The sequence below is a fragment of the Glutamicibacter sp. AOP38-B1-38 genome, assembly GCF_052377485.1.
In the GTDB taxonomy this organism is placed as follows: domain Bacteria; phylum Actinomycetota; class Actinomycetes; order Actinomycetales; family Micrococcaceae; genus Glutamicibacter.
The window spans coordinates 15,430-30,004 of sequence record NZ_JBQSWU010000001.1; the positions used below are offsets into that span (position 1 = coordinate 15,430).

The 14,575-nt window shown below is 61.3% G+C and carries 18 protein-coding genes; 10 read left to right on the forward strand and 8 right to left on the reverse strand.

Going from position 1 to position 14,575, the window contains the following annotated elements; all coding sequences use genetic code 11:
* The first annotated feature begins 130 nt into the window (after positions 1-130).
* The 4 genes from fdxA to ACT3TP_RS00105 all read left to right on the forward strand — a co-directional run bounded on the left by fdxA (position 131) and on the right by ACT3TP_RS00105 (position 3,708).
* Positions 131-454, forward strand: coding sequence for a ferredoxin (gene fdxA / locus ACT3TP_RS00090; RefSeq protein WP_444618660.1), 324 nt, complete (start codon positions 131-133; stop codon positions 452-454).
* A gap of 12 nt (positions 455-466) precedes the next feature.
* Positions 467-1,582 carry a succinyldiaminopimelate transaminase gene (gene dapC / locus ACT3TP_RS00095; protein ID WP_444618662.1) on the forward strand — a complete coding sequence of 372 codons (1,116 nt, stop codon included), beginning with the start codon at positions 467-469 and terminating at the stop codon, positions 1,580-1,582.
* A gap of 98 nt (positions 1,583-1,680) precedes the next feature.
* Positions 1,681-2,961 (forward strand): citrate synthase, encoded by a 1,281-nt coding sequence (locus ACT3TP_RS00100; RefSeq protein WP_444618664.1) that lies wholly within the window; start codon positions 1,681-1,683, stop codon positions 2,959-2,961.
* A gap of 174 nt (positions 2,962-3,135) precedes the next feature.
* Complete coding sequence (locus ACT3TP_RS00105; protein WP_444618666.1) at positions 3,136-3,708, forward strand: hypothetical protein; 573 nt, start codon at positions 3,136-3,138, stop codon at positions 3,706-3,708.
* A gap of 65 nt (positions 3,709-3,773) precedes the next feature.
* On the opposite strand, the gene dapD is transcribed toward ACT3TP_RS00105, so the two are convergent.
* Positions 3,774-4,730, reverse strand: coding sequence for a 2,3,4,5-tetrahydropyridine-2,6-dicarboxylate N-succinyltransferase (gene dapD, locus ACT3TP_RS00110; protein ID WP_444618668.1), 957 nt, complete (start codon positions 4,728-4,730; stop codon positions 3,774-3,776).
* Between the two features lie 74 nt (positions 4,731-4,804).
* On the opposite strand from dapD, the gene dapE reads away from it, so the two are divergent.
* A complete protein-coding gene (dapE, locus tag ACT3TP_RS00115; RefSeq protein WP_444618670.1) occupies positions 4,805-5,899 on the forward strand; it encodes a succinyl-diaminopimelate desuccinylase in 1,095 nt (364 codons plus the stop codon).
* An 81-nt stretch (positions 5,900-5,980) separates the two neighbouring features.
* On the opposite strand, the gene ACT3TP_RS00120 is transcribed toward dapE, so the two are convergent.
* From ACT3TP_RS00120 to ACT3TP_RS00135, 4 genes are all read right to left on the reverse strand, one after another.
* Positions 5,981-6,901, reverse strand: a complete 921-nt coding sequence (locus ACT3TP_RS00120) for an amino acid ABC transporter permease (protein WP_444618672.1) — start codon at positions 6,899-6,901, stop codon at positions 5,981-5,983.
* Positions 6,898-7,575, reverse strand: coding sequence for an amino acid ABC transporter permease (locus ACT3TP_RS00125; protein WP_096284546.1), 678 nt, complete (start codon positions 7,573-7,575; stop codon positions 6,898-6,900). The genes ACT3TP_RS00120 and ACT3TP_RS00125 overlap by 4 nt, the downstream gene beginning before the upstream one ends.
* A gap of 138 nt (positions 7,576-7,713) precedes the next feature.
* On the reverse strand, positions 7,714-8,541 hold the full coding sequence (locus ACT3TP_RS00130) for a glutamate ABC transporter substrate-binding protein (protein ID WP_444618674.1): 828 nt from the start codon (positions 8,539-8,541) through the stop codon (positions 7,714-7,716).
* A 34-nt stretch (positions 8,542-8,575) separates the two neighbouring features.
* Entirely contained in the window at positions 8,576-9,307 is a 732-nt protein-coding gene (locus ACT3TP_RS00135; protein ID WP_219843920.1) for an amino acid ABC transporter ATP-binding protein, read from the reverse strand.
* Between the two features lie 177 nt (positions 9,308-9,484).
* Between ACT3TP_RS00135 and ACT3TP_RS00140 the strand changes: the two genes are divergently transcribed.
* From ACT3TP_RS00140 to ACT3TP_RS00150, 3 genes are all read left to right on the forward strand, one after another.
* A complete protein-coding gene (locus tag ACT3TP_RS00140; RefSeq protein ID WP_444618676.1) occupies positions 9,485-10,267 on the forward strand; it encodes an LOG family protein in 783 nt (260 codons plus the stop codon).
* Between the two features lie 2 nt (positions 10,268-10,269).
* The gene (locus ACT3TP_RS00145; protein ID WP_096284554.1) at positions 10,270-10,614 is read left to right on the forward strand and encodes a DivIVA domain-containing protein; all 345 of its coding nucleotides are present in this window, start codon (positions 10,270-10,272) and stop codon (positions 10,612-10,614) included.
* 125 nt (positions 10,615-10,739) lie between these two features.
* Positions 10,740-10,907: a DUF3117 domain-containing protein gene (locus ACT3TP_RS00150; protein ID WP_096284556.1), complete on the forward strand. Its 168-nt coding sequence runs from the start codon at positions 10,740-10,742 to the stop codon at positions 10,905-10,907.
* 64 nt (positions 10,908-10,971) lie between these two features.
* Here the strand turns inward: ACT3TP_RS00150 and ACT3TP_RS00155 are convergent, their stop codons facing one another.
* Complete coding sequence (locus ACT3TP_RS00155; protein WP_444618678.1) at positions 10,972-11,631, reverse strand: O-methyltransferase; 660 nt, start codon at positions 11,629-11,631, stop codon at positions 10,972-10,974.
* 141 nt (positions 11,632-11,772) lie between these two features.
* On the opposite strand from ACT3TP_RS00155, the gene sigE reads away from it, so the two are divergent.
* A complete protein-coding gene (gene sigE, locus ACT3TP_RS00160) occupies positions 11,773-12,396 on the forward strand; it encodes an RNA polymerase sigma factor SigE (RefSeq protein ID WP_444618680.1) in 624 nt (207 codons plus the stop codon).
* Between the two features lie 67 nt (positions 12,397-12,463).
* Complete coding sequence (locus ACT3TP_RS00165; protein ID WP_096284562.1) at positions 12,464-12,856, forward strand: sec-independent translocase; 393 nt, start codon at positions 12,464-12,466, stop codon at positions 12,854-12,856.
* 5 nt (positions 12,857-12,861) lie between these two features.
* Here the strand turns inward: ACT3TP_RS00165 and ACT3TP_RS00170 are convergent, their stop codons facing one another.
* Together ACT3TP_RS00170 and ACT3TP_RS00175 are read right to left on the reverse strand one after the other, a co-directional pair.
* Positions 12,862-13,965 carry an Mrp/NBP35 family ATP-binding protein gene (locus ACT3TP_RS00170; protein ID WP_444618682.1) on the reverse strand — a complete coding sequence of 368 codons (1,104 nt, stop codon included), beginning with the start codon at positions 13,963-13,965 and terminating at the stop codon, positions 12,862-12,864.
* Positions 13,962-14,570 carry a DUF1003 domain-containing protein gene (locus ACT3TP_RS00175; RefSeq protein ID WP_444618684.1) on the reverse strand — a complete coding sequence of 203 codons (609 nt, stop codon included), beginning with the start codon at positions 14,568-14,570 and terminating at the stop codon, positions 13,962-13,964. The genes ACT3TP_RS00170 and ACT3TP_RS00175 overlap by 4 nt, the downstream gene beginning before the upstream one ends.
* Positions 14,571-14,575 lie beyond the last annotated feature (5 nt).

Here is a 14,575-nt window from a genome sequence, read left to right on the forward strand (position 1 = left end):
TGCGAGATCGCTTGCATGGGTATCAGGACTAGACTGTAGCTAGAGCTTATTGCGGATTCAACGAGCAGTTGTTAAATCCGTGAAACTGAAGTGAAATCTTGAAATTGCGCTAGGAAAGGTCTCAGCACCCGTGACTTACATCATCGCCCAGCCGTGCGTCGACGTTAAAGACAAGGCGTGCGTCGAAGAGTGCCCGGTAGATTGCATTTACGAAGGCGAACGCTCGCTGTACATCCATCCTGATGAGTGCGTCGACTGTGGTGCCTGCGAACCGGTGTGCCCCGTCGAGGCCATCTACTACGAGGACGATGTTCCGGACGAGTGGGCCGACTATTACAAGGTCAATGTCGAGTTTTTCGACGAACTTGGTTCACCCGGCGGCGCCGCTAAGATTGGGAATACAGGAAATGATCACGCGCTGATCAGCGTCCTGCCTCCGCAAAACCAAGGCTAGGTTCCCCCTTTTATGCTTGAGCTCCCCGATTACCCCTGGAACCAGCTCGCACCGTACCGTGAGTTGGCTGCCGAATATCCAGGCGGTGTTGTCGATCTTTCCATCGGCACACCTGTCGATGACACGCCGCAGGTAATCCAGCAGGCTCTGGCAGAAGCCGCAAACTCCCATGGATACCCGACCACGCACGGAACACCCGCGGTGCGTCAGGCAATCGTCGACTGGTACGCCCGGCGGCGCAACGTCACCGGGCTCGGCATTGACGATGTCATGCCTACCGTCGGTTCCAAAGAGCTGGTGGCCTGGCTCCCGCTCTTGCTAGGCATGGGCGCAGACGACATCCTGGTGCGTCCGAAGATCGCTTACCCCACATACGATATCGGTGCTCGCTTGGTCGGAGCCACGGCCATCGCCGCGGACGACTTGAGCGAACTGACCGAGGCGGAACGCGCTCGCGTGAAGCTGGTCTGGGTTAATTCTCCGGGCAACCCCACCGGCAAGGTCCGCGACGTGGAATCACTGCGCCAACTGGTCGCCGAGGCGCGCGACCTCGGTGCGGTCGTGGCCTCCGACGAATGCTACGCCGAGCTGGGCTGGGATGAGTTCGACGGTCAGGTGCCCAGTGTTCTGGACCCGCGGGTCAACGGCGGAAACCTCGATAATTTACTCTCGCTGTACTCGCTGTCCAAGCAATCGAACCTCGCCGGCTACCGGGCCGCATTCGTTGCCGGTGCCCCGAATTTGATGCCAGCGTTGGTCAATAGCCGCAAACATGCCGGGATGATCGTCCCGGGTCCCATTCAGCATGCAATGGTCATCGCCCTGGGGGATGACGAGCATGTCGCCGCGCAGCGTGAGCTGTATCGGGCGCGCCGCGAAGCGCTGCGCCCGGCCCTGGAAAACTTCGGGTTGACCATCGAGGATTCGGTGGCCGGACTCTACCTCTGGTGCACGGAAGGACGCTCCAGCTGGCAGACGCTGCAGCGGCTGGCGGAGCTCGGAGTCGTCGCCGGCCCAGGTGCCTTCTACGGAACGGCCGGGCAGTCGCACGTACGCGTGGCCCTGACCGGTTCCGATGAACGGATCGCCACGGCCGTTGAGCGGTTGAATTCATCCGCCGCCCGGTAAAGATGACCGTCTAATTAGCGTGAACGGGTCAATTAGCGGTATGTTCTACCGTGACGACTGACCTTTCGGAACTAAAGCCTTTCCGGTTAGGAGATGCAATGACAGATACTAAATCTGCACAGCTACATTTTGGTGAATCCAACCTAGAGCTACCGGTTATCCCGGCTGCCGAGGGCAACGATGGTTTTAACGTAGCGCCACTATTGAAGACCACCGGGAACGTAACCTACGATCCCGGCTTCATGAATACCGCGGCCACTAAGTCCGCGATCACCTACATCGACGGCGACGCAGGCATCCTGCGTTACCGCGGTTACCCAATCGAGCAGCTGGCACAGCACTCGAGCTTCACCGAGGTCAGCTACCTGCTGATCAACGGCGAACTGCCTTCGGCGACCGAGCTGGAAACCTTCGATGGTTCCCTGCGTCGCCACACCCTGCTGCACGAAGAGCTCAAGGGCTTCTTCGGCGGCTTCCCCCGCGATGCACACCCAATGCCGGTGCTGTCCTCGGCCGTTTCGGCCCTGTCGACCTGGTACCAGGATTCACTGGATCCGACCGATGACGTGCAGGTCGAGCGTTCGACCCTGCGCCTGCTGGCAAAGCTGCCGGTCCTTGCCGCCTATGCGCACAAGAAGTCCATCGGCCAGGCATTGCTGTACCCGGATAACTCGATGAACATGGTCGAGAACTTCCTGCGCCTGTGCTTCGGCACTGCCGCTGAGCCTTACGAGCTGGACCCGGATATGGTCAAGGCCCTTGACCTGCTGCTGATCCTGCACGCAGACCACGAGCAGAACTGCTCGACCTCCACCGTGCGCCTGGTCGGCTCCTCGGATGCGAACATGTTCGCCTCGGTATCCGCAGGCATTCATGCCCTGTCCGGCCCAGCACATGGTGGCGCCAACGAGGCAGTGCTCAAGATGCTGCGCGAGATCCAGTCTTCGGGCATAACTCCTGAGGCCTTCATGGAGAAGGTCAAGAACAAGGAAGACGGCGTACGCCTGATGGGCTTCGGCCACCGCGTGTACAAGAACTACGATCCACGTGCACGCATCATCAAGCAGACCGCACACGATCTGCTGGCCAAGCAGGGCAACAACCAGCTGCTTGACATTGCGATGAAGCTGGAAGAAACGGCGCTGAACGATGAGTACTTCATCTCGCGCAAGCTCTACCCGAACGTGGACTTCTACACCGGCCTGATCTACACCGCGATGGGCTTCCCGGAGAAGATGTTCACCGTGCTCTTCGCCATCGGCCGCCTGCCGGGCTGGATTGCCCAGTGGCGCGAACTGATCAAGGACCCAGAAACCAAGATCGGCCGTCCACGTCAGTTGTACATGGGTGAGACCGAGCGTAACTACCCGGGCGTCTAAGCTGCGGAGAGACGATTGAGTCATGGCGAAACGGCCGGGCAAGCACGAAAGTGTTTGCCCGGCCGTTCCCTGTTTTAACGCGGAATTTCGGCGTATCCTAGGGTTCTAGGGCGCAATGATGCGTGGAAAAGTCAGGTGGTGCGCGTGTATTTTCGTCGTGGCAATAATTGGACTTTGGCCATAAATACAAATCCGAGCATGGTGCTGGCTCTTTACCTGCGCGAGTTGGGCGGGCTGGACCCGGACGAGGTGGGGCCGAACTCCGGACTTGCCCCTGGCATCAAAGCACGGGGCAATCGGCAAGTGGCGGCCGGGCAAATCAAGCAGGAATGGTCTTCCTGGTGGGATTCGCTCATTTCCCGGAATCCAACAAACGATGCCGACGGCACCGTGGATCTGCTGGCGGACCTAGGCGCCGGCTGCTATCCGGAATTAGCGAAGCTGGCCAGCGCGCACTACGGGCAGGCCACCTTGTACGCTCATCAACACCGTGCGAAATTCAGCGAGCAGTCCAAAGACTATATTCCGCAGCGCATGGACGAGGTCGAACGGATCCTCATCGACCACGGGGTAGAACATGCCCAAGAGGTGGAAGAAAGGCAGATTCAGGTCATCGACGTGCCGCTCACCGAGCCGCGGGCCTGGCTGATCGGCGGCGCGACGATCGTCGCGAGCACCTCGCTGTTGCGTGATGGGCGGGCCTTTCACGGTTACATACAACCTATGGTGACCATCATCTTCCCCTGAGCGCGGTACACAAAGGCCGAGGGGCGCACCAGCTGGTGCGCCCCTCGGCCTTTGCGTTGGGAGAGTTAGTTAGCGTGCAGCGCGCTGTTCAGCTCGACCTGCTGTCCGGCGCGGGCCAGTGCCTCCACGGCGCCGCTGACCGAATTGCGGCGGAAGAGCAGGTTCGGGACGCCGGAGAGTTCCAGGGCCTTGACCGACTTCTCACCGAGCTGCACTCGGGTGCCGGCGGTAACATACAGACCCGCTTCGACCACGCAGTCATCTCCGATGGAGATGCCCACCCCAGCGTTGGCTCCCAGCAGGACGCGCTCGCCAATGGTGATGCGTTCCTTGCCGCCGCCGGAAAGCGTGCCCATGATCGAGGCGCCACCGCCGACATCGGAGCCGTCACCGACAACCACGGAGGCCGAGATGCGCCCTTCGACCATCGAAGCGCCCAGGGTGCCGGCATTGAAGTTCACGAAGCCCTCGTGCATCACCGTGGTGCCTTCGGCCAGGTGCGCCCCGAGACGCACGCGGTCCGCATCGGCGATCCGCACGCCGGTGGGCAGCACGTAGTCGACCATGCGCGGGAACTTGTCGACACCGAAGACATCGACGTTGCCGCGGGCACGCAGCTTCAGTCGAGTCATTTCGAATCCCGCCACCTGGCAAGGGCCGAAGTTGGTCCACACCACGTTGGCCAGGTGTCCGAACACGCCGTCGAGGTTGATCGAATTCGGGGTGACCAAGCGGTGCGAAAGCAGGTGCAGGCGCAGCCACACATCGGCGGTGTCGGCAGGCGCCACATCGAGGTCGATGGTCAGCGAAATGACCTTCTGCGTGGTGCCACGCTGGGCGTCGTCAATCGCTGCGGCGGAAAGTTCGCCGGAAAGTTCTGGAGCCTCGGCGAGCACACCGAGAACGGGGGCCGGGTACCAGACATCAAGTACGGTGCCGTCGGTCGCGACGGTGGCCAAACCATGACCGGAGGCCAAACGCACTGAGGAGTCAAAAGAAGTTGCTGCAGGTTCAAAAGTCATTCTCTGATCGTAGCGTTTGCACTGCGAGTAATGTTGATAAATGACAGCGGTATGAACTCAAAAAGTGTAGAACGATGGGTATTGTGAACGAATTAGACCTTCGAGAAGACGTCGCCAGCTTGACCGAACGGATCATGAATATCGAATCCGTCTCCGGAAACGAAAAGGCGTTGGCAGATGCGGTCCATCAAGCGTTGCTGGTGCTGGAGCACCTGGAGGTGCACCGGGATGGGGACTCCATCGTCGCGCGCACCCGGCTCGGCCGCGAGCGACGGGTGGTACTGGCCGGTCACCTGGATACGGTGCCGTTGCCGCATACCCAAGGAGCGCGCGGCACGGTGCCGGCCACGGTAGTCGACGGGGTGCTCTACGGCCGCGGAGCGACTGATATGAAGGGCGGCGTCGCGGTCCAGCTGGCGCTTGCCGCCGAACTGACCGATCCACGCTATGACGTCACCTACATCTTCTACGACCACGAAGAGGTCGCCGCGGCGAAATCCGGGTTGGGGCGCCTGGCCCGGAACGCACCGGAGCTGCTGTCCGCAGACTTTGCGATTCTGCTTGAACCGACCAACGGCACGGTGGAGGGCGGCTGCAACGGCACAAGCCGTTTCCTGGTGCGCACCACCGGCGCCGCGGCGCATTCGGCTCGCGCCTGGATGGGGGAGAACGCCATCCACAAGGCCGCTCCGATCCTGGCGCGCTTGGCAGCCTATGAGCCGCAGACCGTCGATGTCGAAGGCCTGGCCTACCGGGAATCGATGAACGCGGTCCGGATCTCCGGCGGCATTGCCGGGAACGTGATTCCGGATTATTGCGAGGTGGAGGTCAATTACCGCTTCGCCCCGGACAAGGATCTGGCCCAGGCCGAAGCGGCCGTGCGCGCGCTGTTCGAGGGATTTGAGGTCGAACGCACCGATGGTGCCGAAGGCGCCCGCCCGGGTCTGGATCAGGCCATTGCGGCCTCGCTGGTCGAGATTCTTGGCCAGGAGCCCAAGCCGAAATACGGTTGGACCGATGTGTCGCGTTTTTCTGCGCTGGGAATCTCGGCGGTGAACTTTGGCCCGGGCGACGCCCTGCTGGCCCACACCGATGACGAGCATGTCACGCAGCAGGCCATCCGTGATTGCCTCGACACCTTGCGTGCCTGGTTGAGCGAAACCGAATAGTACCGGGACCTCGGACCCGGCGGTTAAAACAGTAGTTGCCTCCCCAAAAGGAGAGGCAACTACTGGCGAGGAGCAATCCGGCTAGCTCCGCGGATTCGGTTCGTCCTTGATGTTCGAAGTTGGTTCCACCGGCAGTACCGAGGGGGCTCCGATGACTGCAGCCTGCGGCGGCTGACCGCCGGTCTTGTCCTTCTTCTCCCTGCTGCCCAGACGGCGCGAGACGATCTCGGCAATCTTGCCCAGGGTGAAGTTGATCAGGATGAAGATCGCCGCGGCAACGATCAGTGCCTGCAGCACGTTGCCGTTGGGAGACGAGTAGGTGCGTGCGAAGAACAGCAGCTCGTTGAAGCTGATGATGTAGCCCAGCGCCGAGTCCTTCAAGATCACGATGAACTGCCCGATCAGGGCCGGCAGCATGGCCACCAACGCCTGGGGGATTTCAATGAATCGCAATGACTGCCCGCGGGTCAGGCCGATCGCAATGCCTGCCTCGCGTTGCCCCTTGGGCAGGTTGTGCACGCCGGAACGCACCAGCTCGGCGACTACCGAACCGTTGTAGAACACCAGGGCGGCGACCACAGCCCACAGCGCGGTATCTCCTGGCAGCTGCAGGGAACGGGAGAAGAACACGTTGAAGAACACGATCATCAGCAGCACCGGCACGGCGCGGAAGAATTCCACGACAACGGTGCTGAACCCGTTGATGAGCTTGTTCTGCGAAAGCCGTCCGACGCCGAAGATCAGGCCGAAGATCACCGAGCCGACGATGCCCAGCACGGCTGCCTTGAGCGTGTTCAGCAGGCCCGGCAGCAGATAATTGGCCCAGGTGCTGCCTTCGATGAAGTCATCCCATTGGGAAGGCTGCATCTGGTCCTTGTTGGCCAGGCCGAAGATGATCCAAGCCAGGAGTCCGGCCGCAATCAGCGCGCCGACGACGTTGATGGCCAGGATGTTTCGTCGGGCCTTAGGCCCTGGGGTATCAAAGAGAATCGAGGCGCTCATCGTGCCACCGCCAGTTTCTTGGAGAGCCAGGTTGTTAGCAGACCCACCGGGATCACGATGATCACAAAGCCGACGGCGAAGGTCAGGAAGATCGGAATCACGATGTCCGCGCGGAATTCGATCATGGTCTTCATGGTCGAGGAGGCCTCGGTTGCCACCGAGCCGACGGCTGCTACGGTCGAGTTCTTGATCAGCGCGATCAAGGTGTTGCCCAACGGGACGATGGCGCCGCGGAAGGCCTGCGGCAAGATGACCTCGCGGGCCGCTGGCAAGAAGCTCAGCCCGATGGCGCGAGCGGCCTCGGCCTGCCCCAGCGGCACGGTGTTCACGCCCGAGCGGATGGCCTCGCAGACGAATGCTGCGTGGTAGAGGGCAAGTCCCATGACCGCCAAGCGGAAGAAGTTCCCCTGGAAATCTCCACCCAGGTTGAAGCCCAATTGCCCGTAGAGCGCCAGCACTCCGAAGAGGATGATGATCGTCAGCGGAGTGTTCCTGATGAGGTTCACATAGCTGGCGCCTATCGCACGGAAGCTGGCGACCGGCGAAATGCGAAGGAGCGCAAGAACCGTGCCCAGGAGCAGGGCGCCCAGAGCGGCCCAGAAAGTTAATTGGATGTTGACCCAGAATGCTCCGGGTACGTCGTATTCAGTGAATATCGATAGATAGTTGTCCACTGCAAGCCTCTATCTCGATGGCCGCACCTGCGGCCAAGCGGCTATGGGTGTGGTGCCCGCTGCAAGGGGCACCGCGAAACATGAAGTTGTGCAAAGGGGCCAAGGGCAATGCGCTTGGCCCCTTTGCTACGGATGCTGCTAAGCGCAGGTATCCGAGAGTTCCGGTGGGTTGGTTTCCGAGTTCGGCGTGTAGCCGGTGCCCTCGGTGTTTGCCGTCAAGGCTTCTTGCCAGGCGCCGGATTCGATCATCTTGGTGATCGCCGCGTTGATGTCGCCGCACTTGTCGGTTCCGTCGGGAAGGCCCACTCCGTAGTTTTCCTCGGAGAATGGTGCACCGGCAACCTTGAACTTGCCCTGGTAGGCAGGCTGGGCCGCCAATCCGGCGAGGATGATGTCATCGGTGGTCACCGCGTCAATGGTGCCGCCGCCCATCTGGGTCACGCATTCTGCATAGCCCGGAAGCTCCTGCAGGTTGGTGTTCTCGGCGTAGTTGTCCTTCACCTTCTGGGCCGAGGTGGAACCCGTGACCGAGCACAGGTTCTTGCCGTTGAGGTCTTCAGGGCTGGCGATATCCGAATCCGTGGCCACCAGCAGATCCTGGCCTGCAACGAAGTATGGTCCGGCGAAGTCGACAACCTTATTGCGTTCCTCGGTGATCGAGTAGGTTGCGAAGATCATGTCGACCTGGTCATTCTGGAGCATGGTTTCGCGGTTCGCCGAAGGGGCCGAAACCCATTCGATGTTCTCCTCGGCGTAGCCCAGCTCGTTGGCAACGTACTTGGCGACATCTACGTCGAATCCGGTGTAGTTGTTGCCGTCCTTGAAGCCGAGGCCCGGCTGGTCGAACTTGATGCCGATGCGGATGCTCTCGGCATCGCCTTCGCCGCTCCCGCCGCCACATGATGTGAGGGCCAAAGCCGCCACGGCTGCCATTGCAGCGACAGCGCCTAAACGATTCTTACGCATGATTCCTCCTGATTTGCAGAATGCGGTGATGGAATTAGTGGTTGGTAATGAGCTTGCCCAGGAAGTCCTTGGCACGGTCGCTCTGCGGGTTGGTGAAGAACTCGTGCGGAGTGGCCTGCTCGACGATCTGGCCGTCGGCCATGAAAATCACTCGGTCGGCGGCCTTGCGGGCGAAGCCCATCTCGTGGGTCACCACCAGCATGGTCATGCCTTCCTTGGCCAACCCCACCATGGTGTCTAGCACCTCATTGATCATTTCCGGGTCCAGCGCACTGGTCGGCTCGTCAAACAGCATGACCTTCGGCCTCATGGCCAGCGCACGGGCAATTGCCACGCGCTGCTGCTGGCCGCCCGAAAGCTGCGCTGGCAACTTGCCGGCCTGGTTGGCGACGCCCACTCGCTCCAAGAGCTGCATGGCGAGCTTGTCCGCCGCGGCCTTCTTCAGCCCCTTGACCTTGATCGGGCCAAGAGTCACGTTCTCCAGGATGGATTTGTGCGCGAAGAGGTTGAAAGACTGGAAAACCATTCCCACATCCGCGCGAAGCGTCGCCAGTGCTTTGCCCTCTTCGGGCAGGATCTTGCCATCGATGCTGATTTTGCCGTCGTCAATCGTCTCCAGACGATTAATGGCGCGGCAGAGCGTCGACTTACCCGAACCGGAAGGTCCGAGAATGACTACAACCTCACCCTTGGTGACCTGAAGATTGATGTCGTTCAGTACATGGAGTGCCCCATAATGCTTGTTGACCCCAGTCAGTTCAACGATGGGGCCGTCTGAAGAAGCATGAGCCTGCTGATCGCTTTTCATAATCTAGACATTACTTCATGTGACGCACATAATGCGAGGCTACGAATGCGTCACAAAAAGTTGTTATCAAACTGTTCCGTAATCGTGCATCGGGCAATGCGCTGGATGCTGGGTGGTTACCGATAGAGTGAGGTCATGGTCCATAAGCGTAAAAGCGAAGAAAATGCGCATGCAGGGCGCAAGGTCCACGTTGAAGCGAACTGGCCGAATAAAGAGCCAGCCGAGCAACTTGACCGCTATCTGCTGGAGAGTCCGCAGGAAGACGTCACGCATAGCGATGTGTGGCGCGTGCTGCGCATCCAATCGGAATTCGTCTCCGGTTTCGGTTCGTTGGCAGGGCTGGGACCAGCGGTGTCGGTTTTCGGTTCGGCGCGCACCGATCCGGACAGCCTGTACTACAAGCAGGCCTATCGCATCGGGCAACGACTAGCCCAGTCCGGGGTCATCACCATCACCGGTGGCGGACCCGGCGCGATGGAGGCTGCCAACAAGGGTGCCAGCGATGCGGAAGGCTCCTCGGTGGGGTTGGGAATCGAATTGCCCTTTGAAACCGGGCTGAATTCCTGGGTGAACCGCGGCATCAACTTCCGCTATTTTTTCGTGCGCAAAACTATGTTCGTCAAGTACTCGCAGGGATTCATCGTGCTGCCTGGCGGTTTTGGCACCTTGGACGAACTTTTCGAGGCACTGACCTTGGTGCAGACGCAGAAGATCACCGGATTCCCGATTGTCTTGGTTGGCACCGAATATTGGGGTGGGCTGGTGGACTGGCTGACGGATGTGGTTGCCAAGGAACGTGCCATTTCACCGAAGGACCTGGATCTCTTCCACCTCACCGACGATCCCGACGAAGCCGTGGACATCGTGTTGCGTAATATGGTGGAGGACCTGGAAAAGAAGCAATCGAGCCGGAGCTAGCCATGCCATTTTTTCTCATAGCACTGGCAATCCTGGCCGTGGGCGGTGTGGCGTTGCTGATTTCGAGCCAACGGAAATCGGTTCCGGCCGGCCGGCATTTTGAATCCACGAGCGAGCCAATTGTGGGGCTCGTGGAGCATGAAGCGTCGTTGCCGCCGGTGTTGTTGCCGGAGCATCCGCGCGCCAACGATATTGACTCCGTGAAGTTCTCGCTGGGGCTGCGCGGCTACCGCTGCGATCAAGTAGACGACACCCTCGATGTGCTCGCTGCCGAGATCACCCGACTGGAAAATACAATTCGTGACATGGAGTCCCGGCGTGTGATTAGCGACACGACGCAAAATTAGCAATAATAGAAGATAAGTGTCCCTTATCAGCGACGAATCATCGCAGAAGGTGGACTTAGACATTGGGTTGTGCGCAAGGCAAAAAATGTTGCGCGCGTTAGCCACGGACGAAGGGAACAGCTCATATGGCTGCGATGAAGCCACGTACCGGTGACGGGCCGATGGAAGTCACCAAAGAGGGTCGAAGCCTGATTCTGCGACTGCCAATCGACGGCGGAGGTCGTCTGGTGGTGGAGCTGAACAGTGCGGAAGCAACTGAACTGCGTAACTGTCTAGTTGGGGTCACCGAATAATTCTTTAGCAAACCGAGGGCCGGCATATGCCGGCCCTCGGTTTTTCTACCCGCCGAACGCGCCGCTAGCGCGCTTTGTGTGCGGGCAGCACCGTGGCGACGAATAATCCCTGTTCGCTGGGGAAGAGGTGGGTCTGCAGTTTCGGGTCCTCGCGCAGCAGGCGGAGGGCATCGCGCGTGGCGACGGTTGATGCGCGGCGTACCGCGGGACGGGCCAGGCGGTGTTCATCGAATGCGTTGTTCAACACGATCACCCCGCCCGGACCCACCAGGCGCTTGGCTTCGGCGACGTAGTCCAGCAGCAGTTCCGCGCTGGCATCGATGAGCACCAGGTCATAGGCGTGGTCGGCCAAGCGGGAGAGCACGCTCTCGGCGCGCTCGTTGATGATGCGCACGCGAGCCGAGAGGATTCCGGCGTCGCGCAGGCCCTGGCGCATGGCGTTGGCATGCTCCAGATCCGATTCGATGGCCGTCAGCGTTCCGGTGGCGCCCATGGCTTCGAGCATCGCCATGGAGGCGACGCCTACTCCGGAGCCGATTTCGACGATGCTGTGCGGGGCGCGCAGGGTGCAGAGCAGGGCGAGCATCGAGCGCCCGGCCGGATCGATGCATCGAACACCAAGATCCGCGGCCCGCTCGCGTGCGGCAAGCACATGATCGCGCTCGGGCAGCTGGTTTTGGCTGAAGCCCCAGCTGGCGAGGAGTTCTGGATTCATCGAAGGCATGAGTGTGAGGTCCTTGGGATTGTCTGTCGGGTGGTCCGGAGACCATCGTACCTACCGAGTTGGGCCGATCTTGGACGAACTGCTGGCAGGTGCGCAGGCGATTCTTAGCTTCAGCTCAGCTTCCCGGGTCACAATTGAAGAGTGAACACTGCAAGTAGCCAGCTAATTGCCCCCGTGGACGGCCCCGAGACCGAGACCCCCTCATGGGACTCCATGGTGCACGACCATGGCGAACGGGTCTTCCGTTTGGCGTACCGCCTGACCGGCAACCGCCAGGATGCCGAGGACCTTTCGCAGGAAGCCTTCGTGCGGGCGTTCAACGCGTTGGAGAAGTACACGCCCGGCACCATGGGCGGATGGCTGCACCGCATCACCACCAACCTGTTCCTCGACCAGGCGCGGCGCAAGTCCAAAATCCGTTTTGACCGTTTTGCCGAAGGCGCCGAGGACCGCTTGCCGAGCAACGCGGTGACCCCCGAGCGGGACTTCGAATTCAATAATCTGGACGTCGACGTGGCCAAGGCGCTCAAGGCGCTCGCCCCCGACTTCAGGGCGGCGATCGTGTTGTGCGATATGGAGGGGTTCTCCTATGAGGAAGTCTCGCAGATCCTGAATGTGAAGCTGGGCACCGTGCGCTCGCGCATCCACCGTGGGCGCGCCATGCTGCGCGACGCGTTGGCGCACCGCAACCCGGCGAACCGCGCCCCGTTGACCGTGAGCCTGCCGCGCATCCCGTTGGGGCTGCGCACCGCCAAACAGGGCTGACGCATAAGTCATCCGCCGTGGCGCGGTGACTTCGACCATTCGAAGCCGACAAGGTAATCTTTCATACGTGGAGTTAATTGGAATCAATGGCGGAGAATTCATTATTCTCGCCATCCTCGCAGTGGTGATCTTGGGTCCCGAGAAGCTTCCGGAGTACGCCAAAAAACTGGCTAACCTGGTCAAGGAACTACGCCGCATGGCCAATGGCGCCAAGGAGCAGCTGCGTGAAGAGGTCGGCGACGAGGTCGCAGACATGGACTGGCGCAAGCTGGACCCGCGGCAGTACGACCCGCGGCGGATCATCAAGGAAGCACTCGTCGATGAATTCGACGAGGCGGTGAACGCGGCCAAAGCGCCGCCGCACCCCGCGCAGGCCCCGGTGCGAACGGCCGTTGAGACCGCCAAGCAGCAACCGCTGGCGGCCGACGAGCTGGCCCCCTTTGACACGGAAGCCACCTAGAACTTCTAGAAGGACATTGGCAGCGATCGCCCGGCAAGCCCGCGCGGTCGCTGTCCTAATTTCTGCGCCAGCTGGCGCAAGGAGCCTGCCACCGGCGAGTCCGGGGTACCCAGCACCACCGGGACCCCTTGATCCGAGCCCACCCGCACCGCCTCTTCCAGCGGCAGCTGGGCGAGCAGCTCCACCGGATATCCGAGCTGTTCGCTGAGCGATTCGCTCAGCCGCTGCCCGCCGCCGGTTCCGAAAATCTCCATCTTGCCGCCGTCGGGCAGGCTCAGGTAGCTCATATTCTCCACCACGCCGATGACCTGCTGCTTGGTTTGCAAGGCGATGGTTCCGGCGCGTTCGGCCACCGCGGTCGCGGTGGCCTGCGGGGTGGTGATCACCAGCAGTTCGCTATTGGGCAGCAGCTGTGAAACCGAGATCGCCATATCCCCGGTGCCCGGGGGCAGATCCAGCAGCAGCACGTCCAGATCCCCGAAGTACACGTCGGTCAAGAACTGTTCCAGCGCGCGGTGCAGCATCGGTCCGCGCCAGATCACCGGCTGGTTCGAGTCCAGGAACATGCCGATGGAAATGACCTTCACCCCGTGGGCCACCGGAGGCAGGATCATCTCGTCCACGCGGGTAGGTTTCGCGGTGATGCCCATCAGCGCCGGGATCGAAAAGCCGTGCACGTCGGCATCGATCAGTCCGACCTTCAGCCCGTCCGCGGCCATGGCGGCCGCCAGATTCGCGGTGATCGAGGACTTGCCGACCCCGCCCTTGCCGCTGGCCACCGCGATCACCCGGGTCAGCGAATCCGGGTCGGAGAATACGGTGCGCTTGGCTTGCAAGTTCTCGCGCAGCTCGGCGCGCTGGACCGGGGACATCACATCCAATACAACGTTCACCGCCGCCACCTCGGGCAGGGCTCCTACCGCCTTGGACACGTCGGCCTCGATGGTCGAACGCATCGGGCAGCCGGCGATGGTCAGCAGGATTCGCACCTGTGCGGTGCCCTCGACCAGTTCGGCGGAAGCCACCATGCCCAGCTCGGTGATGGGGCGGCGCAGCTCCGGGTCGATCACGGATTCAAGGGCGCGGTGCAGGTCCGCGGATTGGGTCACTTGGGGTTAGCCTTCCGATGCTGGGAACGGTTGGAATCAACCGTGTCGATTAATCCGGTGGCCGGATTGCTGTGCTTGTTCTTGCGCTTGGCGCGCAGATGCAGGTCCTCGCCATCGGTGGTTTCGAGCAGTTCTTCGAGCACATTGCGCAGCTCGGAACGCACATAGTCGCGGGTGGCGACATCGCGCATGGCCAGGCGCAGGGAGGCGAGCTCCCGGGTGAGGTATTCGGTGTCGTAGAGGTTGCGCTCGGCCCGGTTGCGGTCCTCGGTGAGCGAGACGCGGTCGCGGTCATCCTGCCGGTTCTGCGCGAGCAGCAGCAGCGGGGCGGCATAGGAGGCCTGCAAGGAGAGCATCAGGGTCAGCGCGGTGAAGCCGATGGCCGCGTCATCGAAGCGCCAGGCAGCCGGGGCGACGGTATTCCAGACGAGCCAGAAGGCGCAGAAGATCGTCATGTAGAACAGGAACTGCGGGGTGCCCATGAAGCGGGCGAATTTCTCCGTCGCCGAACCGAAGAGGTCCGGATCGGGGGAGAATTTCGGCCAGAAGCGGCTGCGTGCCGACAGGGGAGTATCCAGTCCGTTGCTCTTGCGCTGTTCGGCCATCCGGT

What these genes read in the sequence shown, in the direction of transcription:
- dapC (WP_444618662.1), top strand. Translation starts at nt 467, where the DNA reads ATGCTTGAGCTCCCCGATTACCCCTGGAACCAGCTCGCACCGTACCGT.
- ACT3TP_RS00100 (WP_444618664.1), top strand. Translation starts at nt 1,681, where the DNA reads ATGACAGATACTAAATCTGCACAGCTACATTTTGGTGAATCCAACCTA.
- dapD (WP_444618668.1), bottom strand. Translation starts at nt 4,730, where the DNA reads ATGACTTTTGAACCTGCAGCAACTTCTTTTGACTCCTCAGTGCGTTTG.
- dapE (WP_444618670.1), top strand. Translation starts at nt 4,805, where the DNA reads ATGGGTATTGTGAACGAATTAGACCTTCGAGAAGACGTCGCCAGCTTG.
- ACT3TP_RS00120 (WP_444618672.1), bottom strand. Translation starts at nt 6,901, where the DNA reads ATGAGCGCCTCGATTCTCTTTGATACCCCAGGGCCTAAGGCCCGACGA.
- ACT3TP_RS00130 (WP_444618674.1), bottom strand. Translation starts at nt 8,541, where the DNA reads ATGCGTAAGAATCGTTTAGGCGCTGTCGCTGCAATGGCAGCCGTGGCG.
- ACT3TP_RS00140 (WP_444618676.1), top strand. Translation starts at nt 9,485, where the DNA reads ATGGTCCATAAGCGTAAAAGCGAAGAAAATGCGCATGCAGGGCGCAAG.
- ACT3TP_RS00145 (WP_096284554.1), top strand. Translation starts at nt 10,270, where the DNA reads ATGCCATTTTTTCTCATAGCACTGGCAATCCTGGCCGTGGGCGGTGTG.
- ACT3TP_RS00150 (WP_096284556.1), top strand. Translation starts at nt 10,740, where the DNA reads ATGGCTGCGATGAAGCCACGTACCGGTGACGGGCCGATGGAAGTCACC.
- ACT3TP_RS00155 (WP_444618678.1), bottom strand. Translation starts at nt 11,631, where the DNA reads ATGCCTTCGATGAATCCAGAACTCCTCGCCAGCTGGGGCTTCAGCCAA.
- ACT3TP_RS00175 (WP_444618684.1), bottom strand. Translation starts at nt 14,570, where the DNA reads ATGGCCGAACAGCGCAAGAGCAACGGACTGGATACTCCCCTGTCGGCA.